Annotated in this window: 22 protein-coding genes; 9 read left to right on the forward strand and 13 right to left on the reverse strand. The window is 63.8% G+C overall.

Annotated elements, in window-relative coordinates:
• Positions 1 to 96 precede the first annotated feature (96 nt).
• Positions 97 to 834 carry an SDR family NAD(P)-dependent oxidoreductase gene (locus BLR13_RS14125; protein WP_074823002.1) on the reverse strand — a complete coding sequence of 246 codons (738 nt, stop codon included), beginning with the start codon at positions 832 to 834 and terminating at the stop codon, positions 97 to 99.
• Positions 835 to 949: 115 nt separating this feature from the next.
• Here BLR13_RS14125 and BLR13_RS14130 point away from each other — a divergent pair, with 115 nt between their 5' ends.
• The gene (locus BLR13_RS14130) at positions 950 to 1456 is read left to right on the forward strand and encodes a DUF1543 domain-containing protein (RefSeq protein ID WP_074822999.1); all 507 of its coding nucleotides are present in this window, start codon (positions 950 to 952) and stop codon (positions 1454 to 1456) included.
• A 103-nt stretch (positions 1457 to 1559) separates the two neighbouring features.
• Here BLR13_RS14130 and BLR13_RS14135 read toward each other — a convergent pair whose 3' ends face one another.
• The 5 genes from BLR13_RS14135 to BLR13_RS14155 form a co-directional block, all read right to left on the reverse strand.
• Complete coding sequence (locus BLR13_RS14135; protein ID WP_074822996.1) at positions 1560 to 2528, reverse strand: NAD(P)H-dependent flavin oxidoreductase; 969 nt, start codon at positions 2526 to 2528, stop codon at positions 1560 to 1562.
• A gap of 157 nt (positions 2529 to 2685) precedes the next feature.
• Positions 2686 to 3285 (reverse strand): hypothetical protein, encoded by a 600-nt coding sequence (locus tag BLR13_RS14140; RefSeq protein ID WP_244525177.1) that lies wholly within the window; start codon positions 3283 to 3285, stop codon positions 2686 to 2688.
• A gap of 60 nt (positions 3286 to 3345) precedes the next feature.
• Positions 3346 to 3945 (reverse strand): YqaA family protein, encoded by a 600-nt coding sequence (locus BLR13_RS14145; protein ID WP_074822993.1) that lies wholly within the window; start codon positions 3943 to 3945, stop codon positions 3346 to 3348.
• A gap of 44 nt (positions 3946 to 3989) precedes the next feature.
• Entirely contained in the window at positions 3990 to 4430 is a 441-nt protein-coding gene (gene hisE, locus BLR13_RS14150; RefSeq protein WP_074822990.1) for a phosphoribosyl-ATP diphosphatase, read from the reverse strand.
• A gap of 113 nt (positions 4431 to 4543) precedes the next feature.
• Positions 4544 to 4981: a hypothetical protein gene (locus tag BLR13_RS14155; RefSeq protein WP_074822984.1), complete on the reverse strand. Its 438-nt coding sequence runs from the start codon at positions 4979 to 4981 to the stop codon at positions 4544 to 4546.
• 256 nt (positions 4982 to 5237) lie between these two features.
• Between BLR13_RS14155 and BLR13_RS14160 the strand changes: the two genes are divergently transcribed.
• The 6 genes from BLR13_RS14160 (at position 5238) to BLR13_RS14185 (ending at position 13012) form a co-directional block, all read left to right on the forward strand.
• Positions 5238 to 6302 (forward strand): ABC transporter substrate-binding protein, encoded by a 1065-nt coding sequence (locus BLR13_RS14160; protein WP_074822981.1) that lies wholly within the window; start codon positions 5238 to 5240, stop codon positions 6300 to 6302.
• 225 nt (positions 6303 to 6527) lie between these two features.
• The gene (locus BLR13_RS14165) at positions 6528 to 8306 is read left to right on the forward strand and encodes a glucan ABC transporter ATP-binding protein/ permease (RefSeq protein WP_074822978.1); all 1779 of its coding nucleotides are present in this window, start codon (positions 6528 to 6530) and stop codon (positions 8304 to 8306) included.
• Positions 8307 to 8530: 224 nt separating this feature from the next.
• Positions 8531 to 9913, forward strand: coding sequence for a D-alanyl-D-alanine carboxypeptidase family protein (locus tag BLR13_RS14170; protein WP_074822975.1), 1383 nt, complete (start codon positions 8531 to 8533; stop codon positions 9911 to 9913).
• Positions 9914 to 10165: 252 nt separating this feature from the next.
• Complete coding sequence (locus tag BLR13_RS14175; RefSeq protein WP_074822972.1) at positions 10166 to 11848, forward strand: long-chain fatty acid--CoA ligase; 1683 nt, start codon at positions 10166 to 10168, stop codon at positions 11846 to 11848.
• A gap of 18 nt (positions 11849 to 11866) precedes the next feature.
• On the forward strand, positions 11867 to 12418 hold the full coding sequence (locus BLR13_RS14180) for a DUF924 family protein (RefSeq protein WP_074822970.1): 552 nt from the start codon (positions 11867 to 11869) through the stop codon (positions 12416 to 12418).
• A gap of 108 nt (positions 12419 to 12526) precedes the next feature.
• On the forward strand, positions 12527 to 13012 hold the full coding sequence (locus BLR13_RS14185; protein ID WP_074822967.1) for a peroxiredoxin: 486 nt from the start codon (positions 12527 to 12529) through the stop codon (positions 13010 to 13012).
• A gap of 290 nt (positions 13013 to 13302) precedes the next feature.
• Here the strand turns inward: BLR13_RS14185 and rnhA are convergent, their stop codons facing one another.
• The 3 genes from rnhA to ispH are packed head-to-tail and all read right to left on the reverse strand — an operon-like array spanning position 13303 to position 15704.
• Positions 13303 to 13764, reverse strand: a complete 462-nt coding sequence (gene rnhA, locus BLR13_RS14190) for a ribonuclease HI (RefSeq protein WP_171944960.1) — start codon at positions 13762 to 13764, stop codon at positions 13303 to 13305.
• Positions 13752 to 14732 (reverse strand): homoserine kinase, encoded by a 981-nt coding sequence (locus tag BLR13_RS14195; RefSeq protein ID WP_074822965.1) that lies wholly within the window; start codon positions 14730 to 14732, stop codon positions 13752 to 13754. The genes rnhA and BLR13_RS14195 overlap by 13 nt, the downstream gene beginning before the upstream one ends.
• Before the next feature lie 9 nt (positions 14733 to 14741).
• Positions 14742 to 15704 (reverse strand): 4-hydroxy-3-methylbut-2-enyl diphosphate reductase, encoded by a 963-nt coding sequence (gene ispH / locus BLR13_RS14200; RefSeq protein ID WP_074822962.1) that lies wholly within the window; start codon positions 15702 to 15704, stop codon positions 14742 to 14744.
• A gap of 220 nt (positions 15705 to 15924) precedes the next feature.
• Between ispH and BLR13_RS14205 the strand changes: the two genes are divergently transcribed.
• Together BLR13_RS14205 and BLR13_RS14210 are read left to right on the forward strand one after the other, a co-directional pair.
• The gene (locus tag BLR13_RS14205) at positions 15925 to 16620 is read left to right on the forward strand and encodes a DUF1013 domain-containing protein (protein ID WP_074822959.1); all 696 of its coding nucleotides are present in this window, start codon (positions 15925 to 15927) and stop codon (positions 16618 to 16620) included.
• A gap of 273 nt (positions 16621 to 16893) precedes the next feature.
• A complete protein-coding gene (locus BLR13_RS14210) occupies positions 16894 to 18069 on the forward strand; it encodes an IS481 family transposase (RefSeq protein ID WP_074819596.1) in 1176 nt (391 codons plus the stop codon).
• A gap of 51 nt (positions 18070 to 18120) precedes the next feature.
• Here BLR13_RS14210 and BLR13_RS14215 read toward each other — a convergent pair whose 3' ends face one another.
• The 4 genes from BLR13_RS14215 to BLR13_RS14230 all read right to left on the reverse strand — a co-directional run bounded on the left by BLR13_RS14215 (position 18121) and on the right by BLR13_RS14230 (position 20994).
• Positions 18121 to 18339 carry an alkylphosphonate utilization protein gene (locus BLR13_RS14215; protein ID WP_074822956.1) on the reverse strand — a complete coding sequence of 73 codons (219 nt, stop codon included), beginning with the start codon at positions 18337 to 18339 and terminating at the stop codon, positions 18121 to 18123.
• Positions 18340 to 18420: 81 nt separating this feature from the next.
• Positions 18421 to 18627, reverse strand: coding sequence for a DUF6494 family protein (locus tag BLR13_RS14220; protein WP_074822955.1), 207 nt, complete (start codon positions 18625 to 18627; stop codon positions 18421 to 18423).
• 15 nt (positions 18628 to 18642) lie between these two features.
• Complete coding sequence (locus BLR13_RS14225) at positions 18643 to 18915, reverse strand: hypothetical protein (protein ID WP_074831531.1); 273 nt, start codon at positions 18913 to 18915, stop codon at positions 18643 to 18645.
• 168 nt (positions 18916 to 19083) lie between these two features.
• The gene (locus BLR13_RS14230) at positions 19084 to 20994 is read right to left on the reverse strand and encodes a propionyl-CoA synthetase (protein WP_074822951.1); all 1911 of its coding nucleotides are present in this window, start codon (positions 20992 to 20994) and stop codon (positions 19084 to 19086) included.
• Positions 20995 to 21048 lie beyond the last annotated feature (54 nt).

Consider the following 21048-nt stretch of genomic DNA (forward strand, 5'->3'; position numbering starts at 1 on the left):
GACCATTTAGTCACCTGTCAAGGGGAGCTGCGCCCGTCGCGCTGAGAGACCTGTCAGCCCTTCCCGGTTACCGCAGGATTCACAGGAGTGACGCTCTCAAATGAACGCCATGCCGCCATTGAGAACGATGGTCTGCCCGGTCATGTAGTCGTTGCCCAGCACCATGGTGACGGCGTGCGCCACTTCGGCTGTATGCCCCATGCGGCCGAGCGGGATGTTGCGCGCCAGATCGGTCCGCCCGCGCATCATGTCGGTTTCGATCAGCGACGGCGCGACCGAATTGACGGTGATGCCTTCCTTCACCAGCCGCGCCGCATAGCCGCGCGTCAGCCCCTCCATGCCGGCCTTGGAGGCATTGTAGTGCGGGCCGATGGCGCCGGCGCCGCGCGCCGCCCCCGAGGTGATGTTGACGATGCGGCCCCATTTTCGCGCCCGCATCGCCGGCAGCACCGCCTGCGTGCACAGGAACGCCGATTTCAGGTTGACCAGGATGGTGCGATCGAAATCGTCCTCGGTCAGCTCATCGACGCCGCGCACGATGGCGATCCCGGCATTGTTGACGAGAATGTCGACCGGACCGAGCGACGCCGCGACCTGTTCGACCATTTTGGTCACGGCCGCCGCCTGCGAGACATCGGCCGCGACCGCCATCGCGCGGCCTCCCTTGGCCGTGATGGCGGCGACAACGGCATCGGCGTCTTGCGCGCGTTCGCGATAGTTGACCGCAACCGCAGCACCGGCATCCGCGAGCGCCGCCGCGACCGCAGCCCCGATGCCGCGAGAACCACCCGTCACCAGCGCGACATGCCCGCGAAGATCCTGCCCTGATGCCATCGATCCAACCTCGCCCGCCGTGAAAGACGGACGCGACTATATCATCGCGGACATGCTGGAGTCGAAGCACGGACTATGTGAAAACTCGGCGAGAATTGGCAAAGCGGGACAACAGATGAAGCTCTACATGTTCTACGTCGGCGGCAACTGCGGCAACTCGAATGTCGAGTTGCACGACGTGCGCTTTTCGATCGGCGAGACGCCGGAGGATTGCCACGACGATCTGCGCAAGCAGTGGTGGGGCGATCCCAAGAGCCTGCATCTGGATTGCTGGGGCGCGGTCGAGCAGGCCGACGGGTTCGATATCGCGCTGACAGAGCACGCTCCGCACGACGGCGGCGACAAACTGTTCTTCGTCAATCTCGGCGGGTACGACGCGCGCGAATTCAGCGAGCTGCATCGCAACGTCCTGCTGGTGGCGTCCGATGCGAAGGCCGCGAAGGCCAAGGCGCTGAGCCAGATCAAAAGCTGGTCGCTGCCGCACAAGGATAGTCTGTTCGAGGTCGAGAAGGCGATCGACGTCACCGCGCAACTGCAGGCTTGCGGATATTCCCTGAGCCTGAAGCCGGCGACGGAGGAAAAACCGTTCACCTTCGTCTGCGATTATCTGCCGATCGCGTGAAGCATTTCCCCGGATCGCGCATGGCAGATCCGGGGTCTGCTCTTTTGTTTGACGCGTTTTCTTGACGCGAACCGGTATCCGCTTCGCTCAAAACGCTATGGCATCACAGCGGCGGGTCGATCGCCTCGTCGTACTCTTTCTTGAACCGCGCGATCAGCTCGGCCGCGGGCAATATCTTGGCGACGCTGCCGACGCCCTGGCCGGAGCCCCAGATTTCCTTCCAGGCCTTCGGCTTGGCCCGTTCGCCCGACGCGTCGGTGCCGAAGCTCATTTTCGACGGATCGGAGGTCGGAAGATTGTCCGGGTCCATGCCGGCCGCGACGATCGACGGCTTGAGGTAATTGCCGTGCACGCCGGTGAACAGGTTCGAATAGACGATGTCTTCGGCGCCCGAGGCCGTGATCATCTGCTTGTAGCCCTCGACCGCATTGGCCTCCTTGGTGGCGATGAAGGCGGAGCCGATATAGGCGAAGTCGGCACCCAAGACCCGCGCGGCGCGGATGGCGCGGCCGTTCGCAATCGCGCCCGACAGCGCGATCGGGCCGTCGAACCAGGCCCGCGTCTCGGCCACGAAGGCGAGTGGCGAAATCTCGCCGGCATGGCCGCCGGCACCCGCGGAGACCAGCACCAGCCCGTCGGCGCCCTTCTCGACCGCCTTGTGCGCAAATTTCTGGTTGATCACGTCATGGAATACGACGCAGCCCCAGCCATGCGCCGCCTGGTTGAGTTCTTCGCGCGCGCCGAGCGAGGTGATCATCATCGGCACCTTGTGCTTCTCGCAAAGCGCCAGATCCTGATCGAGGCGGTTGTTCGACTTGTGCACGATCTGGTTGACCGCGAACGGCGCCGACGGCCGCTCGGGATGCGCCCTGTCATAGGCGGCGAGTTCTTCCTTGATCCTCGCCAGCCATTCGTCGAGCAGCGCCGGCGGCCGCGCGTTCAGCGCCGGAAACGATCCGACCACCCCGGCCTTGCATTGCGCGATCACGAGATCGGGCACCGAGATGATGAACAGCGGTGCTGCGATCACGGGTAACGACAGGCGGCCCTTGAACAAGGCAGGCATGGACATTCGAAGCGATCCTTATGGGTTTCGACAAGCGTAAGGCACCGTCCGGCGATGGATGCCGGGCGTCATACCAACAAGGCAATCTTTCCAGTGTCAAGTATTGCGTCTTGGCGCTGGCGCGGGATGACACTTCGTGGCCCATTCCGCCCTCCGGATCAGGCTACTGGCAGAGCGCCCGGATCACGTAATTTTCGGTCTTGCAGTCGCCCGGCTCGCGCTGGCGGCCGGGAATGAACACTTTCGGCGAGCATTTCTCGGCGGCGTCGGTGTCGAGGCTCTTGCCTTCCTTGTAGCCCTTGCTCTGGCAGAGCTTGTCGGCGCCCGCCTTGCAGTCCGGCGCGCCGTTGGCGGCGACCACGCAGGCCGCCCGTCCCTTCACCATGGTCGACGGCTTCGCGATGTTGGTCAGGCCGTCGCCGGCATCCTTTGCAGCATCCTTGGCGCGCGCGTTGAGGTCGTCGATGGTCTCGCCGGGGCTCTTGATCGTGGGCAGCAACGATTTGGATTTCTCGAACAGTTTTCCAATTTCGTTGATCAGGCCGGGATTTTCAGCGGGCGCCGCCGGCTGAGGCTCGATCTGCTGCGGCGCGCCTTGGGCGGGCAGCGGTTGCTGCGCCGGCGACTGCAGGCCGAGCGAGGCAGGCGGCGCGGCCTGCGGCCAGGCGGCGCGAGGGGCGAGCGCGAACAGCGACAGCGCAAGGGCTGACGTCGCGATCCGGATCACGCAGAGCTGCATCAGATGGCCGATTCGATCGGGCATGTCGGGAAGCGTAACCTGAAGGCCACGTAACTTGAAGCCTTGCCCGGGCAAAGCCCTGCGTCAGATGAGCCGGAATGCAATATAGAAGCCGAGCACCAGCACCGCGGCGCCGAGGCCGACCCACAGTCCGAGCCGCTTTTCGAGTTCCGCCCGGATCACGTCGCCGTAGCGGTTGAGCAGGACCGCGACCACGAAGAAGCGGCCGCCGCGCGCGACGATCGAGCACAGGACGAACAGCCAGATGTTGTAGCCGGCAAAGCCCGAGGTGATGGTCACGAGCTTGTAGGGAATCGGCGTCAGGCCTTTGACCAGGATGATCACCGCGCCCCATTCGGCATAGGAGGCGCGAAAGGCTTCGACCTTGCCGCTCAGGCCATAGAGCTCGATCAGCCAGTGCCCGATCGAGTCGTAGAGCAGCGCGCCGATCGCGTATCCGAGCAGGCCGCCGGCGACGGAGGCGACCGTGCACACCGCGGCGAACCACCATGCCCGCTTCGGCCGGGCCAGCGACATCGGCAGCAGCATGATATCGGGCGGCACCGGGAAAAAGGAGCTTTCCGCAAAGGATACTGCGGCCAGTATCCAGAGCGCGTAGGGCTTGTCGGCGGCGCCGATGCACCAGTCGTATATTCGTCTCAGCATGGCCGCATGAACCACCATGGCGCGGATTTGTCCATGCCGGGAAAAAGGGGTTTTTGGGGCCCCTAATGCCGCTTGCGGAGACCGCGGGCCTCCAGCGCGACAATTCGTCGCCGCGCCGCGGGCTGGGCGGTGGCGTCGTTCGCAACGGCCTTGGACAATTCCTTGGATATGTCTTGGCGCAGCTTCCTCGCCGACTTCGGCAGCTTCTCGGCGATCCCCTGCAGGCGCTCGCGCCGTTCCATCTCGCGCCAGACGTCCTCCGGCTTGACGCCGGCGGAGGCCCACAGAACGGTCAGGTTGTAGAGCAGGTCGGCACTCTCGCGAACCACGGCAGGGGCGTCGCCGTTGACGGCGTCGATCACGACCTCGATGGCTTCCTCGGCGAGCTTCTTGGCCATCTTGGACGGGCCGCGCTGAAACAGCCGTGCCGTGCGCGACGTCGCCGGGTCGAGATCCCGGGCCGCAAGCACCGCCTGATACAGCCGTTCGAGCGAATCACTCATCCTTCGAGCCTAATTGAAAGCCGTGGCCGGCGTGTTAACGGCCGGCTCGACAACCCAAAAAAAAAGCCACCGGCTGGTTAAGCCGGTGGCTCCATTTTCATGAAAAGTCGCGACTACCAGCTGGCGAGCGGATGGCCGCGATAGTGCGGCACGCCCGAGTAACGACCACCGTAACCACCGTAACCACCGTAATACGGGCCGCCACCATAGTAGGCCGGTCCGCCGCCGTAATAGGCCGGCGGGGCGTCGTAGTAGCCGTAACTGTCATAATAGTCGCGGCGGTTCTGGCTGGCCGCAATCGCAATACCCGTGCCGACGATGCCGGCAAAGGCCGCGGCTGCCGCGGCACCGCCGCCTCCGCGATAATAGCGGCGACGGGCGCTGATATCGGTTGCGCCGCTGGTGCCGCTGGTTGCCGTTATGCCGTTGCCTTTCGGCGCCGAGCTGGCGAACGCCATCGACGGCTCGACCGCCGTCAGCGCTACCGCCATCACCGTCGCCACTGCGCCGGCGCGGCCCATCAATGAAAACACACCTTTTCGCGCAAACATCTCAATACCCTCCGTGGTCGCGTGGCCTGACAGGCCCTGGATGACTAACCACCGAGCGCACTTTAGGTTCCCCAATCCGAATGCAGGCTGAACGATCTCTGGCGAAATCGTGGCAGTCATCGACCATTCAGAATGGATGCGGCACAATGCCCGTGTTTCCGGCTTGTATTGCCGTGCGCGGTGTCATGAAACAGGTGTCATGAAACGGACATCGCCGGCGCGGCAACTTGTCCCATCTCCTGCTGACGTAAGCCCCATGCGTGCCATCCGCTGCAACATCCTCCGCTCCGTTCTGGCCTCGCTGCTCGGCCTGTGCGGAATGGCGGGTGCAGCTCTGGGCCCGGTGCGCGCGGCCGATGAAGCCCGGCCACCGCTCGCGATCCAGTTCTCGCTCGACCGGCCGATCGATGCGGCGGCCGCCCCGTTCGTGATGGCGGCGACCGGCGGCCTGTTTACCGCGGAGGCGCTCAGCGTCACGACCAACATCGCCGCCGGATCGCCGGACGCCATCGCGCGCGTCGCCGCCGGCACCAGCGATTTCGCCCTCGTCGACATCAACGCGCTGATGCGGTTTCGCGATCGGGACAAGCAGGGCGTCCCGCCGGTCAAGGCGGTGTTCGTGCTGTTCAACAAGGCGCCCTACGCCATCATCGCCCGCAAGAGCCGCGGCGTCAGCTCGCTGTCGGATATCGAGGGCAAGAACCTCGGCGTCGCCGAAGGCGATCTGTCGATCCGGCTGTGGCCGGCGGTGGCCAGACTGAACGGCATCAAGACCGCAAGCGTCAAGCAGAGCAGCATCAGCGCCGCGGTCCGCGAGCCGATGCTGTCGGCCGGCCAGATCGATGCCGTCACCGGATTTTCCTATCTGTCGGCGATCAATTTGCGGGACCGCGGCGTCCCGGCCGACGATCTGGCGGTGCTGAAATTCGCCGACTATGGCTGCGAGGCCTATGGGTTTGCCGTCATCGTCAACCCGACGCTGGCGACCGCCAAGCCGGATGCCGTGAGGGGATTTGTGCGTGCGGTGATCCGCGGCGTGAATCTCGTGATCAAGGATCCGATGAAGGCCACCATCGAAGTCGTCAGCCGCATGGACGACGGCTCGCGCGAACAGGAGCTCGAACGCCTGCGCACCATCCTGCGCGACAACATCCTGACCGGCGAAGTGAAGCGCAGCGGCATCGGCGGCATCGATCCGGCGCGCTTCGAGCGTTCGATCGAGCAGGTCGCGGAGGACTTCAAGTTCCAGAAGCGGCCGCAGGCGTCCGATATTTTCGACGACCAGTTCCTGCCCCCGCTCAATGGGCGGCTGATTAACTGAGTGAAGCCCTATCCCTCATGGTGAGGAAGCGCGCAGCGCCGTCTCGAACCATGAGGCCCGTGGCCCATCCTTCGAGACGCGCTTCGCGCTCCTCAGGATGAGGTCGGTGGGTGTGGTCAACAGCGATCAAGCTCAAGTCGCCGCTGGTTCTCAACCGCGATCCCTGATTAGAATACGTCTCCACCGATCGCGTCCCGCCATCCCGGCCCCTGAGTCCGCAACCCGATGTCCCTGGTCCGCCTCTATACCCGCGTCCTCGAATTGCTCGGCAAGGAGGCACGGCTGGGCTGGATTCTCGCCGGCGCCAACCTCTTGCTGGCCGGAGCGCAATTCGCCGAGCCGGTGCTGTTCGGCCGCATCGTCGACGTGCTGTCCGGCAAACCGCAGACCGGTCCGCTGACCGCCAACTCGGCCTGGCCGCTGCTCGGCGCCTGGGTGGCGTTCGGCCTGTTCACGATTCTCTGCAGCGCCGCGGTCGCCCTCCACGCCGACCGGCTGGCGCACCGCCAGCGCCAGGCGGTGCTGACCGGCTATTTCGAGCACATCATGCAGTTGCCGCTGACCTTCCACTCCGGCACCCATTCCGGCCGGCTGATGAAGGTGATGCTGAACGGCACCGATGCGCTGTGGCGGCTCTGGCTCGGATTTTTCCGCGAGCATTTCGCCGCCATCATGTCGCTGGTGGTGCTGCTGCCGCTCTCGCTCTACCTCAACTGGCGGCTCGCGATCCTGCTGTTCGCGCTGTGCGTGGTGTTCACCGTGCTGACGACGCTGGTGGTGCGCAAGACCTACGGCATGCAGAGCGAGGTCGAGGCCCATTACAGCGACCTCTCGGCGCGCGCCTCCGACGCGCTCGGCAATGTCGCGCTGGTGCAGAGCTTCGTGCGCATCGACGCCGAGGTCCAGGGGCTGCGCTTCGTCGCCGACAAGCTGCTGGCGGTGCAGATGCCGGTGCTGTCGTGGTGGGCGCTGGTCACCGTCATCACCCGCGCCTCAACCACCATCACGGTGCTCGCGATCTTCACCGTCGGCATCATCCTGCACCAACAGGGACTGACGACGGTCGGCGAAATCGTGATGTTCGTGAGCTTCGCGACCATGCTGATCCAGAAACTCGAACAGGTCGTGAGCTTCATCAACAACGTGTTCATGGAGGCGCCGCGGCTGCAGGAATTCTTCGACGTGCTGGACGCCGTGCCCGCGGTGCGCGACCGGCCCGGCGCGATGGATACCGGACGGCTGTCGGGGCTGGTCGAATTCAACGACGTCTCGTTTTCCTATGACGGCAAGCGGCCGGCGGTCGAGGACCTGTCGTTCACCGCTCTGCCCGGCCAGACCATCGCGCTGGTCGGCCCGACCGGCGCCGGCAAGTCGACCGCGATCGCGCTGCTGCACCGCGCGTTCGATCCGCAGTCCGGCATCATCAAGATCGACGGCATGGATATCCGCGGCCTCAAGCTGACGGCGCTGCGGCGGAACATCGGCGTGGTGTTCCAGGAGGCGCTGCTGTTCAACCGTTCGATCGCCGACAATCTGCGGGTCGGCAAGCCGGATGCGACCGAAGAGGAAATGCGCACCGCGGCGTCACGCGCCCAGGCGCTCGAATTCATCGAACGCAGCGAGAAGAAATTCGAAACCCATGCCGGCGAACGCGGCCGCATGTTGTCCGGCGGCGAACGTCAGCGGCTGTCGATCGCACGCGCCCTGCTCAAGGACCCGCCGATCCTGATCCTCGACGAGGCCACCAGCGCGCTCGACGCCGTCACCGAGGCCCGGGTCAACGCCGCTCTCGATGAAGTGATGAGGGGCCGGACGACATTCGTGATCGCGCACCGGCTTTCGACCATTCGCAACGCCACGCGCATCCTGGTTTTCGACAATGGCCGCGTGATCGAAAGCGGAACTTTCGATGAACTGGTGGCAAAAGGCGGCCGTTTTGCCGAACTCGCCAAGGCCCAGTTCATGGTGCAGGAAACTGCACGCGCCAGCATCGATGCCAAATAGGGTGCGCGCAACCGCTGCGTAATTGAAATATCTGCCGAATTTAAGCCCATTTCGTCTACGATTTAATCGCCCGGCCTCTGTTCTGGATCGGCAAGTCGGTATAGGTTGCGGCCAGCCGTAACGCGACGGTGCAAGTTATGTTTCAAGATCGCACGCTTGAAACCCGAACGTTGATGACTGGACCTGCTTCTCGAAGGCGGGTCTCAAAGGACCGGAACGGAAAAGTGCATTTTCTTCGCCCGCTGCTTCGCAACCCGTCATTGAAATGGATATTCATCGTCGCGGCGCTTGTCGTGGCGACGTCGCGCTCAGCTTCCGCCGAGGCGCTGCTGGTCGTCGAAGCCGATACCGGCAAGGTGCTGCAGGCCGACAACGCGACGATGCCGTGGTACCCGGCATCCGTCACCAAGATGATGACCGCCTATGTGACGCTGAAGGCGGTCAAGGAAGGGCGGATGACGCTCGAACAGCTGGTGACGGTGTCGCCGGTCGCCGCATCGCAGGCGCCGTCGAAAATGGGGCTCCGTCCGGGCACGCAGCTCACCGTCGAAAACGCACTGGCGATGATGCTGGTGAAGTCCGCCAACGACATGGCCGTGGTGCTGGCCGAAGGCGTCGGCGGCTCGATCGACGGGTTTTCCGCGCTGATGAACCAAAACGCGCAGCGGCTGGGCATGACGCAGACCAGCTACGTCAACCCGAACGGGCTGCCCGCCGACGGCCAGATCACCTCGGCGCGCGATCTTGCGATCCTCGCTCGCGCCATCATTCGCGACCTGCCGGAATACGAATATTTCTATCACATCCCCTCGATCCGTTTTGGGCGCAGGGTCACCAACAATTTCAACCATCTGATCGGGCGCTATCCGGGCGCCGACGGCTTCAAGACCGGCTTCATCTGCGCGTCCGGCTACAACCTGGTGGGATCTGCGACGCGCAACGGCAAGCGGCTGATCGCGGTCGTGCTCGGCTCGTCCTCCGGCCACCAGCGCGCGGTGCGCGCCGCCCAGTTGCTCGAGCGCGGCTTTGCCAGCAACGGGCTCGGCTGGCTGCGCCCCTCGCTCGGCACCGTCGACAATCTGGTTCCGATCGACGCCTCGCCGCCGAATTTGCGCGACGAGATGTGCGGCGGAAAACGCAAACGTCCCGCCAGCGACGAGGATGAGGATACGACGATCGCCTCCTCGGGCAGTGCCAGCGGCGAAAGCCCGGCGATGTTCTTCACCTCGGGGCTGCAGGCGCCGATGGCGAAACCTTCGGAATTGCTGGCGACGGGGCCCGCGGCTTCGGAACCCATGGTGGTCTATACCGGCCCGAAGAAGACCGGCCCCGCTTTGATCGCGGCCGTTGCGGTCGATACCGAAAAGCAGACGCCGGCCAAACGTGGCAAGAAATTGCGCGTCGCGGTGCACAAGCCTGCCGCTGCGGCGGCGCCCAAGGCAGAGGCCAAACCCGATGCCAAGCCGGCCGCGGTCCGCCATGCCAGCGCCAGGCCGGATGCCGCGGCCAAGCCCACCGAAAAGCCGGCGGCGTCTGCCGAGAAGCCGAAGCCCGCCAAGCCAAAGGCCGCCGCGAAGCCCAAGAGCGACGCCAAGCCGGCCGGTTAACCGCCCGCATATTCAGGCAATTTTTGCGCGTTCCGGGCGGCCGCGGCCGATCCCTTGATGCGTCCAGAGCGCGCAGCCGCTTGCCATCGGCGGCGGCATTCTCAATACTGCCAAAAACAAGGCGTCCCGGCCGAAACAACCAGGGAAAATCAGTTGCGTTTTCGCGTGCAGAAGACGCTTCAAACAAAGAATGAGGGCCTTGGCTCCGATCCGATCGGAACCAGAAGGGCTCTAAACCAGAGGGGAAATACCATGGAGCGGATCTGGCTCAAGCAATATCCGGCCGGCGTGCCCGCCGATATCGACGTCGCCCAGTACTCGTCGCTGGTCGAGCTGCTGGAAGAAAGCTTTGCGAAGTTCAGCGATCGCAAGGCCTTCATCTGCATGGACAAGTCGATCAGCTACCGCGACCTCGACGAGATGTCGGCAGCCCTCGGCGCCTATCTGCAGAGCAAGGGCCTGCAGAAGGGCGCCCGCGTCGCACTGATGATGCCGAACGTGCTGCAATATCCGGTCTCGACCGCCGCCGTGCTGCGCGCCGGCTATGCGGTGGTCAACGTCAATCCGCTCTACACCCCGCGTGAGCTCGAACATCAACTCAAGGATTCCGGCGCTGAGGCGATCGTGGTGCTGGAGAATTTCGCCACCACGGTGCAGCAGGTTATCGCCAGAACCGCGGTCAAGCATGTGATCGTCGGCAGCATGGGCGACCTGCTCGGCCTCAAGGGCATGATCGTCAACCTGGTGGTCCGCAAGGTCAAGAAGATGGTGCCGGCCTACAACATTCCGGGCGCCGTCAGCTTCAACGAAGCGCTCGCCGCCGGCCGCGGCATGAAGCTTAACAAGCCGCAGCTCACCCGCGACGATGTCGCCTTCCTGCAATATACCGGCGGCACCACCGGCGTTTCCAAGGGCGCGACGCTGTTGCACAAGAACATCCTCGCCAACGTGCTGCAGAACGACGCCTGGCTTCAGCCGGCGCTCAAGAAGCCGCCGATTGTCGATCAGATGGTCATCGTCTGCGCGCTGCCGCTCTATCACATCTTCGCGCTGACCGCGTGCTACCTGCTGGGAGTCCGCACCGGCGGCACCAACCTGTTGATCCCGAACCCGCGCGACATGGCCGGCTTCGTCAAGGAGCTGGCGAAGTACCAGGTCAGCTTTTTCCCTGCCGTCAACACGCTCTACAATGGTCTGTTGAACACGCCAGGGTTCGACAAGCTCGATTTCTCCAAGCTGAAAATATCCAACGGCGGCGGCATGGCGACGCAAAAACCGGTTGCCGAGAAGTGGCTGAAAACCACCGGCTGCGCGCTGTCGGAAGGCTATGGCTTGTCCGAAACCTCGCCGACGCTGACCTGCAACCGCGCCGACATCGAGCAGTTCTCGGGTACGATCGGCCTTCCCGTGCCGTCGACCTATCTCTCGATCCGCGACGACGACGGCAACGAGGTGCCGATCGGCGAGGCCGGCGAAATCTGCGCCAAGGGTCCGCAGGTGATGGCCGGCTACTGGCAGCGGCCGGAGGAGACCGCGAACGTGATGACGGCGGACGGCTATTTCCGCACCGGCGACATCGGCGTGATGGACGCCGACGGCTATACCAAGATCGTCGACCGCAAGAAGGACATGATCCTGGTCTCCGGCTTCAACGTCTATCCCAACGAGATCGAGGAAGTGATCGCAAGCCACCCCGGCGTGCTGGAATGCGCCGTGATCGGCGTCCAGGACGCCAAGTCGGGCGAGGCGGTCAAGGCCTTCATTGTCAAGAAGGACCCGAACGTCACGCCGGAGGAAATCATCAAGTACTGCGGCACCCAGCTCACCGCCTACAAGGTCCCCAAGCAGATCGAGTTCAGGGCGGATCTACCCAAGACCAATGTCGGCAAGATCCTGCGCCGCGAACTGCGCGACGAGAAGAAGGCCGCGGCCTGAGCATGCGGACCTCTCGGCATGACCGAGACTGACGTCGCGCCAGCCGGTATTCTGGCTTTCTGGCGCGACGCCGGCCCTGACCGCTGGTACACGCGCGACGACGATTTCGATGCCGGTGTACGCGGGCGGTATCTGGGCCTGTGGCAGCGAGCCGTGGCCGGTGAATTGGCGTCGTGGGAAACGAGCGATGACGGCGCGCTGGCGCTCGTTATCGTGCTCGACCAGTTTCCCCGCAACATGTTCCGCGGCAGCTCGAAGACCTATGCCAGCGATGCGCTGGCGCGCGATGTGGCGCGGCGCGCCATCGCCCGCTGCGTCGACACGCGGATCGATCCGGGCTTACGTGAATTTCTCTATCTGCCCTTCATGCATTCGGAAGAATTAGCCGACCAGATGCGCTGCATCGAGTTGTTGCAGCGGGCGGGTCTGGCTGAAAGCGCGAAATGGGCGGAGCACCATGCCGATATCATCCGCCGCTTCGGGCGTTTCCCGCATCGCAACGGCATGCTCGGCCGCGCGAACACCGCCGACGAGCAAGCTTTCCTGGACGAAGGAGGCTTTTCCCCCTGATGACGGAAGCGTGAACAGGCATCACCGTTGCCGTTTCCGCCCCGCTCAATATTGTGCCAGCCGCCTGCCCGGTCTAAGAAACACCCGCACATTCAAGGAGAATTGACGATGACCATCAGTGTTGGCGACAAGCTGCCGGAAGCCAAGTTTCGCGTGATGACGGCGGAAGGTCCGCAGGTCAAAACCACCGACGATATTTTCAAGGGCAAGAAGGTCGCGCTGTTCGCGGTGCCCGGCGCCTATACCGGCACCTGCCACAAGATGCACCTGCCCAGCATTTTCCTGAACGCCTACGCCATCAAGGACAAGGGCGTGAACACCATCGCGATCGTCTCCGTCAACGATGCCTTCGTCATGAACGCCTGGAAGCGCGACACCGACCAGCGCGACGAGGCGGTGTTCCTGGCCGACGGCAATGCCGACTTCACCAAGGCGATCGGCATGGAGCTCGACGCTTCCGGCAACGGCCTCGGCATCCGCTCCCACCGCTATTCGATGCTGGTGGAAGACGGCGTAGTCAAGAAGCTCAACAAGGAGCCGGCCCCCGGCAAGGTCGAAGTCTCCGGCGGCGATACGCTGCTGGGTCAGCTCTGATCGCCGATTAGAGCCGATTATATCCACGAACGACGTCATGCCCGGGCAGAAGCGCGAAGCGCGTCTTCGCGCTAGGTGTCCCGGGCATCCACGTTTGGGGACCCCGTGAAAGAGAAGTCGTGGATGGCTGGATCAAGCCGGCCATGACGGAGAGCTAGAGGCGTAGCAACCAGTAGCTCCTCATGGTGAGGAGGCGCGCAGCGCCGTCTCGAACCATGTGGCCCGTGGCCATCCTTCGAGACGCCGCTTCGCGGCTCCTCAGGATGAGGGCCTCAATCACCCTACGAATCCTACGCCTTCAACTTCGCCATCGCCACGCCCTCGCGCGCCAACTGGTCGGCGCGCTCGTTTTCGTCGTGGCCGGCGTGGCCCTTGATCCAGTGCCAGTTCACCTGATGCGGTTTTAGCGCGGCGTCGAGGCGCTGCCAGAGGTCGACGTTCTTGACCGGCTTCTTGTCCGAGGTGCGCCAGCCGTTTCGCTTCCAGCCATGGATCCAGCCGGTGATGCCCTGGCGCACATACTGGCTGTCGGTGGTGAGGTCGACGACGCAGGGCTTCTTCAGTGCCTCCAGCGCCGAGATCGCGGCCATCAGCTCCATGCGGTTGTTGGTGGTGTGCGCCTCGCCGCCCTTCAATTCCTTTTCGGTGTCGCCGAATTTAAGGATCGCGCCCCAGCCGCCCGGCCCGGGATTACCCGAGCAGGCGCCGTCGGTGAACACCGTGACGTGAGGCAATTCGCTCAAGCGACGCATCCCGGCTGCGTCAGGCCGTAATCGCGCACACTCTCGACGCCCTGGTGGAAGCGCAGCTTGCGGACATATTCCAGCGGGTCTTTCGGCTTCACCAGCGCACCCGGCGGCACGTTGAGGAAGTCGACCAGCCGCGTCAGCAGAAAGCGTAGCGCGGCGCCGCGCGCCAGCAACGGCAAGGCCTCCTGCTCGGCCTCGGACAATTTTCGCTCGCGGCCATAAGCGTTGAGCAGCGCGCGTGCCTTGGTGACGTTGAAGGAATGATCCGGCTCGAAGCACCAGGCATTGAGGCAGATCGCGACGTCGTAGGCCAGGATGTCGTTGCAGGAGAACGGAAAGTCGATCAGCCCCGACAATTTGTCGCCGAGGAAAAAGACATTATCCGGAAACAGGTCGGCATGGATGACACCGACCGGCAGGTCCACCGGCCAGCGCGTCTCGAGGTGATCGAGTTCGCGCGCGATGAAGTCGCGCAAACCAGGCTGGACGCTGTCGGCGCGCGGGGCGGAGAGATCGAACAGCGGCCGCCAGCCCTCGACCGACAGCGTGTTCTTGCGAAACAGCGGAAAGTCGCGCCCCGCCAGATGCATTTTGGCGAGCGCCTCGCCGACCCCGGCGCAATGGGCGGCGTTCGGCCGCCGCGGCCACACGCCCTCGAGGAAATTGATGATCGCCGCCGGCCGTTCGGCGAGCCAGCTATAGACCTCGCCTTTGCGGTTCTTCGCCGGCTGCGGGCAACGCACGCCGCGCTCGGCCAGATGCGCCATCAGCGAGAGGAAATACGGCAGGTCATCCAGCGCCACGCGCTTTTCGTAGAGCGTGAGGATATAGGCGCCCTTGGTCGCGTGCAGCAGGAAGTTGGAATTCTCGACGCCTTCGGCGATGCCCTTGTAGGAGAGCAACTCGCCGATGTCGTAGCCTTTGAGGAATTCCGCGAGGTCTTCGGCGGCAACGTCCGTGTAAACCGCCATGATGAAAACCTAGGCGGCGTCGGGCCGCAGCGAACGCGGCAGCGGGAAGAATTCGTTCTCTTCCGCGGCCGAGACCGTCTCCACATGCAGCTCATAGCGCTCGGCGAAGGCGCCCATGATTTCCTCGACGATCACTTCCGGCGCGGAAGCGCCCGCGGTGATCCCGAGGCTCTTGATGCCTTCGAACATTTTCCAGTCGAGGTCGGCGGCGCGCTGCGCCAGGATTGCAATCTTGCAGCCCTCGCGCTCGGCGACTTCGCGCAGGCGCTGCGAGTTCGACGAGTTCGGCGCGCCGACCACGATCAAGGCATCGACCACCGGCGCCACCTTCTTCACCGCCAGCTGGCGGTTGGTGGTGGCGTAGCAGATGTCTTCCTTGTGCGGGCCGGAGATGTTCGGGAAACGCTCCTTCAGCATCGCGACGATTTCGGCGGTGTCGTCGATCGACAGCGTCGTCTGGGTCACGAAAGCGAGATTGTTCGGATCCTTCGGCGTGAACGTCTTGGCGTCGTCGGCGGTCTCGATCAGCGTCACCGCGCCCGGCGGCAACTGGCCGAGCGTGCCGACCACTTCCGGATGGTGCGAATGCCCGATCAGCAGGATTTCGCGGCCGCGCTTGAAATGGATCGCGGCCTCGCGGTGCACCTTGGTGACCAGCGGGCAGGTCGCGTCCAGCGAGAAGAAATTGCGGGCGCGGGCGTCCGCCGGGACCGACTTCGGAACCCCGTGGGCGGAAAACACCACCGGTGCGTTGGTATTGTCGGGGATCTCGGCCAGTTCCTCGACGAAGATCGCGCCCTTGGTCTTCAGGCTGTCGACCACATAGCGGTTGTGCACGATCTCGTGACGGACATAGACCGGGGCGCCGTAGATCGTCAGCGCGCGTTCCACGGTGTCGATGGCCCGCACCACGCCGGCGCAGAAGCCCCGGGGTGAACAAAGCACGATTTTCAGGTCTGGTTTCGCTGACATAGGGGCTATCCGGGACCGAATCACCCCTCGCCGGCGGGCGGGGAACGGTCAATTCGTATAAGGACTTGGGACTGCTTTTGGGCTCTGTCAAGGCACTTTAGCAGACCATTGCGCCAATACCCCGGGAAGGCGTATATAGACCCCGAATTCCCGTCATCACCGATGACCGCAGACTTCGCCTCCCCAAAAAGAGGTGGGCGAGGCACAAAGGAGATTTGCCATGAGCAATGCACCGCTGATGCCAAAGGCGACTGCCGTGTGGCTGGTAGATAATACCGCCCTGACCTTCGACCAAGTGGCCGATTTCACCAAAATGCACCCGCTGGAGGTCCGCGCCATCGCCGACGGCGACGCCGCCCAGGGCATCAAGGGCATGGACCCGATTTCGACGGGTCAATTGACCCGGGACGAGATCGAAAGGGGCGAAAAGGACCCGGATTACCGCCTCAAGCTCGGCGAGAGCAAGGTCACGCTGCCGCCGGCGGCCAAGAAGAAGGGTCCGCGCTACACCCCGGTGTCGCGCCGCCACGAGCGGCCGAGCGCGATCCTGTGGCTGGTCCGCAGCCATCCCGAGCTGAAGGACGCCCAGATCATGCGCCTGGTCGGCACCACCAAGACCACGATCGCCTCGGTCCGCGACCGCACCCACTGGAATGCCTCGACCCTGACCCCGATGGACCCGGTGACCTTGGGCCTGTGCTCGCAGATCGAGCTCGATTTCGAGGTGCAGCGCGCCGCCAAGGAAAAGCCGGTCCCCGCCGCCTACGGTGGCGCCACCCTGCTGCCGGCGTCCGAGACCACCCGGAAAGAGCCGGAATTCGAGCCGACCGAAAAGCAGCGCGACGACCTCAACGTCGACGCCGTGTTCGCCAAGCTGAAGACCATCGGCGGCAAGAAGCAGGACGACGAGGAATAAGGTTTTCCGGCTTCGCGCTGGAGCGATATCGAACGCGGTGGGGCAACCCGCCGCGTTTTTGTTTGTGGGCGCGCACAGACCGCGCATCCACTTCCGCTGTAATACCCGCGAAAGCGGGTATCCAGTACGCTGCGGCCTCTCGGTTCAACGCCTGAACTCTCTGGAATACTGGATCACCCGCTTTCTGTTCAGCCCGGACAGATCACTGACAGGTGTTCGGAGACATAGCTGACACATCCATAGTGGCTGGAAACCCCTTTTTAGGAGGCCTTCATGCCATGGCGAGAGGTGTCGGTGATGGATGAGCGGCACGAGTTTGTTCGGCTGGCTATGCAGGACGGGGCGAACCGGCGGGAACTGTGCCGCCGGTTCGGCATCGGTCCCGATGTTGGCTACAAGTGGCTGAGGCGCTGGCAGGCCGGCGATCGAGACCTCGTCGACCGCTCGCGCCGACCGCACGTCACTCCTAAACGCAGTGAAGTTGCGACCGAAGCCCGGGTGCTGATGGTGCGCGACAAACATCCGGCCTGGGGCGCCCGCAAGATTGCGCACTGCCTGAAGCGGGACGGGATGGCGGTGCCAGTGCCGTCCACGGTGCATCAGATCCTGTGCCGGAACGGCCGGATCAAACCAACGGAGAATGCGCCGCCGAATCCGGGACATCGCTTCGAGAAGGAAGCCCCAAATCTGTTGTGGCAGATGGACTTCAAAGGCCACATGCCATTGACCAACGGGACCGACTGCCACCCGCTGACCATGGTCGACGATCACTCCCGTTATGTGTTGTGCCTGAAGGCTTGTGCCAACGAACAACGGCTTACCGTGCAGGACCATCTGACAGCGACCTTCCGCCGTTATGGCTTGCCTGACGCCTTCTACACCGACAACGGCTCGCCATGGGGCGACACCTCAGGCGTACACTGGACCGGTCTCAAGGTTTGGCTGCTCAAGCTCGGCGTCACGGTGGTGCATGCCAGGCCACGTCATCCGCAGGCTCGCGGCAAGAACGAGCGCTTCCATCGCACGCTAAAGGACGAGGTGTTCGCCATGCGGCGCTTCCGTAACCTGCCGGAAGTGCAGCAGGCCCTCGATGCCTGGCGTATCGTGTACAATCTGGAACGGCCTCACGAGGCACTCGGCATGGACGTTCCTGCCAGCCGCTATCGGCCAAGTTCCCGCACCATGCCTGATCGGCTTCCAAAGATCGAATATGATAGCCGCGAGATCGTCCGCACCGTCTCGTCGACCCGGCATTATATCTCCTTCAAGGGGCGACTGTGGAAAGTCCCGCAGGCCTTCGCACGCGAGCGGCTCGCCATCAGGCCGCTCACGCGCGAAGGCCTGTATGGAATATTCTTTGCCAGCTGGCAGGTCGCATCGATCGACTTGACGGCAGGCCAAGGTGTCAGTGATGTTTCCGAACAGGTGTCGGCTATGTCCCCGGGCTAAACAATGTGCGGGGGATGACGGGTCGTGCGTGCGATAAATTGCGCCCGCCCCTCACGCCTTCTTCAGAAACTCCGTGCGCAGCACCAGGCCTTTGACCTTGTCGGTGCGGCCTTCGATCTCGTCCTCGTTGTCGGTGAGGTGGATGTTCTTGATCACGGTGCCGCGCTTCAGCACGGTGGAAGAGCCTTTCAGCTTCAGATCCTTGATCAGCGTGACGGTGTCGCCGTCGGCGAGCTGCGCGCCGTTGGAATCCCTGACCTTGATGTCCATCTCTTGTCCTCGAGGGAAACTGTGAAGTGCTCTCTTCCTATCCCGGAAGGGAGAGGGGAAGAGGGCACGCCTTCGCTGGCCCTACCCCAGTTCGATCTCGCCCGTGATCTCCTGGCTGAGGCTGACGCCGCCGATCGTGAGCACGACCTTGGCCGGCAGCTTCTCGTTACCCTTGATGCGGCCGCTGGCGACGGCGTTGCGGACGGCCTTCTCGATCTCGCGCTGTGAGGTAATGCCGACCTTTTTGAGAAATCCGCGCAGGCTGGTGTTGAAAGTATCCTCGTTCATGTTGCTCTCCTCGGCTTACGGCCTGGTCGGATTGTTCAGCATGTATTCGCCGAGATTGCGCTGGCGGCGGTCGGTGCGGGCATTGGCGTTGGCCTGCTGGACGTCGCGGTCCTTGCGGCAAGCGATGTATTCGGACGAGCCGACCTTGACGGTCCCCCCGGCCTGGCAGAACGCGTCGTCGTCGCGGCTGGAATCAACCATGGTCGGCTGGCCGCGCTCAAGGCAACCGGCGAGCAGGGGTGCCGCGAGCAGCAGGGCGATGAGGTGCTTTGCGATTCCTGGCTGCATTAGCGTGTCCGTTGTTTCCATCTTGTCATTGCCGGGCTTGACCCGGCAATCCATCGAAAAGATGGCAGTTTCAGTTTAGGTCGTCATTCCGGGATGCGCGAAGCGCAGACCCGGAATCTCGAGATTCCGGGTTCGATGCTTCGCATCGCCCCGGAATGACGGTGAACCCTACACCCTGCCCTTCAGCGCGTCGCCGATTTCGTCGAGCACCTTGGGATCCTCGATCGTCGCCGGCATCGACCAGGTGTCGCCGTCGGCGATCTTCTTGATGGTTCCGCGCAGGATCTTTCCCGAGCGGGTTTTCGGCAGCCGGGCGACCGTGATCGCGAGCTTGAACGCCGCGACCGGCCCGAGCTTTTCGCGCACCAGCGCCACCACGTCTTTCTCGACCTCCGCAGGGCTGCGGGTCACACCGGCCTTCAGCACCAGCAAGCCGCAGGGCACCTCGCCCTTGATGGTATCCTTGATGCCGAGCACCGCGCATTCGGCGACATCGGGGTGGGAGGCGAGAATTTCCTCCATGCCGCCGGTGGAGAGCCGGTGGCCGGCGACATTGATGATGTCGTCGGTGCGGCCCATCACGAAGACATAGCCGTCCTCGTCCTTGTAGCCGGCGTCGGAGGTTTTGTAATAGCCGGGAAATTCGGTGAGATACGCTTCCCTGAAGCGCGCATCCTGCTCCCACAGCGTCGGCAGGCAGGCCGGCGGCATCGGCAGTTTTATAACGATCGAACCCATGGTGCCCGCGGGCACCGGTCTGGCGGCCTCGTCGACCACGTCGACCTGATAGCCCGGCATCGGCACCGTCGGCGAGCCGTGCTTGACCGGCAGCATGCCGAGCCCGACCGGATTGCCGGCGATGCACCAGCCGGTTTCGGTCTGCCACCAGTGATCGATCACAGGCACCTTCAACTGCTGCTCCGCCCATTCCACCGTCGGCGGATCGGCGCGCTCGCCGGCCAGGAACAGGGTGCGGAATTTCGACAGGTCGTATTTGCGGATGAACGTGCCTTCCGGGTCATCCTTGCGAATGGCGCGGAACGCGGTCGGCGCGGTGAAGAACGCCACGGCCTTGTGTTCGGAGATCACGCGCCAGAACGCGCCGGCGTCCGGCGTACCGATCGGCTTGCCCTCATACATGATCGAGGTCGCGCCATGCAGCAACGGGCCATAGACGATGTAGCTGTGGCCGACGACCCAGCCGATGTCAGAGCCGCACCACCAGACCTCGCCGGGCTTGACGCCGTAGAGATTGAACATCGACCATTTCAGCGCGACCAGATGGCCGCCATTGTCGCGCACCACGCCCTTGGGGATTCCCGTGGTGCCGGAGGTGTAGAGGATATAGAGCGGGTCGGTCGCGAGCACGGGCACGCAGGGTGCTTTCTTGCCGGCGTCCAGCGCCGCGCGGCGCAGCGACCCCCAATCGTGATCGCGGCCGGCCGTGAGATCGCAGCCATGTTGCGGCCGCTGCAGGATGATGCAGGTCTCAGGCTTGACGCTGGAAAGCCGGATCGCCTCGTCGAGCAACGGCTTGTACTGCACGATGCGGCCGGGCTCGAGCCCGCAGCTCGCGGAGAAAATCAGTTTCGGTTTGGCATCCTCGATCCGTGTCGCCAGTTCCCTGGCCGCAAAGCCGCCGAACACCACCGAATGAACCGCGCCGATCCGCGCGCAGGCTAGCATCGCGACCACGGCTTCCGCCACCATCGGCATATAGAGAATGACGCGGTCGCCCTTGGTGACGCCGAAATCCTGCATCACGGCCGCGAGCGCCTGCACTTCGCGCAGCATCTCGGCATAGGTGAATTTCGAGACCGTGTTGGCGAGCGGCGAATCGTGGATCAGCGCGACCTGATCGCCACGGCCGTTGGCGACATGGCGGTCAAGCGCGTTGTAACAGGTGTTGACCACGCCGCCGACGAACCAGCGGCCGTAGGTACCCATCGAAGCATCGAAGATCTTCCGGGGCGGTTCGATCCAGTCGATCTCGCGCGCCGCCTCGGCCCAAAACCCCTCGGGGTCACGGAGCGAGCGGGCATGGACTTCGTGATACCGGCTCTTTTCGTGGATGTTCATGGCGCTTCTCCCGCAACGTCTTGCGCGCCATTGTCACGCGAAGCGGCGGGAGAT

The organism is Bradyrhizobium ottawaense (assembly GCF_900099825.1).
GTDB lineage: Bacteria > Pseudomonadota > Alphaproteobacteria > Rhizobiales > Xanthobacteraceae > Bradyrhizobium > Bradyrhizobium ottawaense_A.

What these genes read in the sequence shown, in the direction of transcription:
- BLR13_RS14125 (WP_074823002.1), bottom strand. Translation starts at nt 834, where the DNA reads ATGGCATCAGGGCAGGATCTTCGCGGGCATGTCGCGCTGGTGACGGGT.
- BLR13_RS14130 (WP_074822999.1), top strand. Translation starts at nt 950, where the DNA reads ATGAAGCTCTACATGTTCTACGTCGGCGGCAACTGCGGCAACTCGAAT.
- BLR13_RS14135 (WP_074822996.1), bottom strand. Translation starts at nt 2,528, where the DNA reads ATGTCCATGCCTGCCTTGTTCAAGGGCCGCCTGTCGTTACCCGTGATC.
- BLR13_RS14140 (WP_244525177.1), bottom strand. Translation starts at nt 3,285, where the DNA reads ATGCCCGATCGAATCGGCCATCTGATGCAGCTCTGCGTGATCCGGATC.
- BLR13_RS14145 (WP_074822993.1), bottom strand. Translation starts at nt 3,945, where the DNA reads ATGGTGGTTCATGCGGCCATGCTGAGACGAATATACGACTGGTGCATC.
- hisE (WP_074822990.1), bottom strand. Translation starts at nt 4,430, where the DNA reads ATGAGTGATTCGCTCGAACGGCTGTATCAGGCGGTGCTTGCGGCCCGG.
- BLR13_RS14155 (WP_074822984.1), bottom strand. Translation starts at nt 4,981, where the DNA reads ATGTTTGCGCGAAAAGGTGTGTTTTCATTGATGGGCCGCGCCGGCGCA.
- BLR13_RS14160 (WP_074822981.1), top strand. Translation starts at nt 5,238, where the DNA reads ATGCGTGCCATCCGCTGCAACATCCTCCGCTCCGTTCTGGCCTCGCTG.
- BLR13_RS14165 (WP_074822978.1), top strand. Translation starts at nt 6,528, where the DNA reads ATGTCCCTGGTCCGCCTCTATACCCGCGTCCTCGAATTGCTCGGCAAG.
- BLR13_RS14175 (WP_074822972.1), top strand. Translation starts at nt 10,166, where the DNA reads ATGGAGCGGATCTGGCTCAAGCAATATCCGGCCGGCGTGCCCGCCGAT.
- BLR13_RS14180 (WP_074822970.1), top strand. Translation starts at nt 11,867, where the DNA reads ATGACCGAGACTGACGTCGCGCCAGCCGGTATTCTGGCTTTCTGGCGC.
- BLR13_RS14185 (WP_074822967.1), top strand. Translation starts at nt 12,527, where the DNA reads ATGACCATCAGTGTTGGCGACAAGCTGCCGGAAGCCAAGTTTCGCGTG.
- rnhA (WP_171944960.1), bottom strand. Translation starts at nt 13,764, where the DNA reads ATGCGTCGCTTGAGCGAATTGCCTCACGTCACGGTGTTCACCGACGGC.
- BLR13_RS14195 (WP_074822965.1), bottom strand. Translation starts at nt 14,732, where the DNA reads ATGGCGGTTTACACGGACGTTGCCGCCGAAGACCTCGCGGAATTCCTC.
- ispH (WP_074822962.1), bottom strand. Translation starts at nt 15,704, where the DNA reads ATGTCAGCGAAACCAGACCTGAAAATCGTGCTTTGTTCACCCCGGGGC.
- BLR13_RS14205 (WP_074822959.1), top strand. Translation starts at nt 15,925, where the DNA reads ATGAGCAATGCACCGCTGATGCCAAAGGCGACTGCCGTGTGGCTGGTA.
- BLR13_RS14210 (WP_074819596.1), top strand. Translation starts at nt 16,894, where the DNA reads ATGCCATGGCGAGAGGTGTCGGTGATGGATGAGCGGCACGAGTTTGTT.
- BLR13_RS14215 (WP_074822956.1), bottom strand. Translation starts at nt 18,339, where the DNA reads ATGGACATCAAGGTCAGGGATTCCAACGGCGCGCAGCTCGCCGACGGC.
- BLR13_RS14220 (WP_074822955.1), bottom strand. Translation starts at nt 18,627, where the DNA reads ATGAACGAGGATACTTTCAACACCAGCCTGCGCGGATTTCTCAAAAAG.
- BLR13_RS14225 (WP_074831531.1), bottom strand. Translation starts at nt 18,915, where the DNA reads ATGCAGCCAGGAATCGCAAAGCACCTCATCGCCCTGCTGCTCGCGGCA.
- BLR13_RS14230 (WP_074822951.1), bottom strand. Translation starts at nt 20,994, where the DNA reads ATGAACATCCACGAAAAGAGCCGGTATCACGAAGTCCATGCCCGCTCG.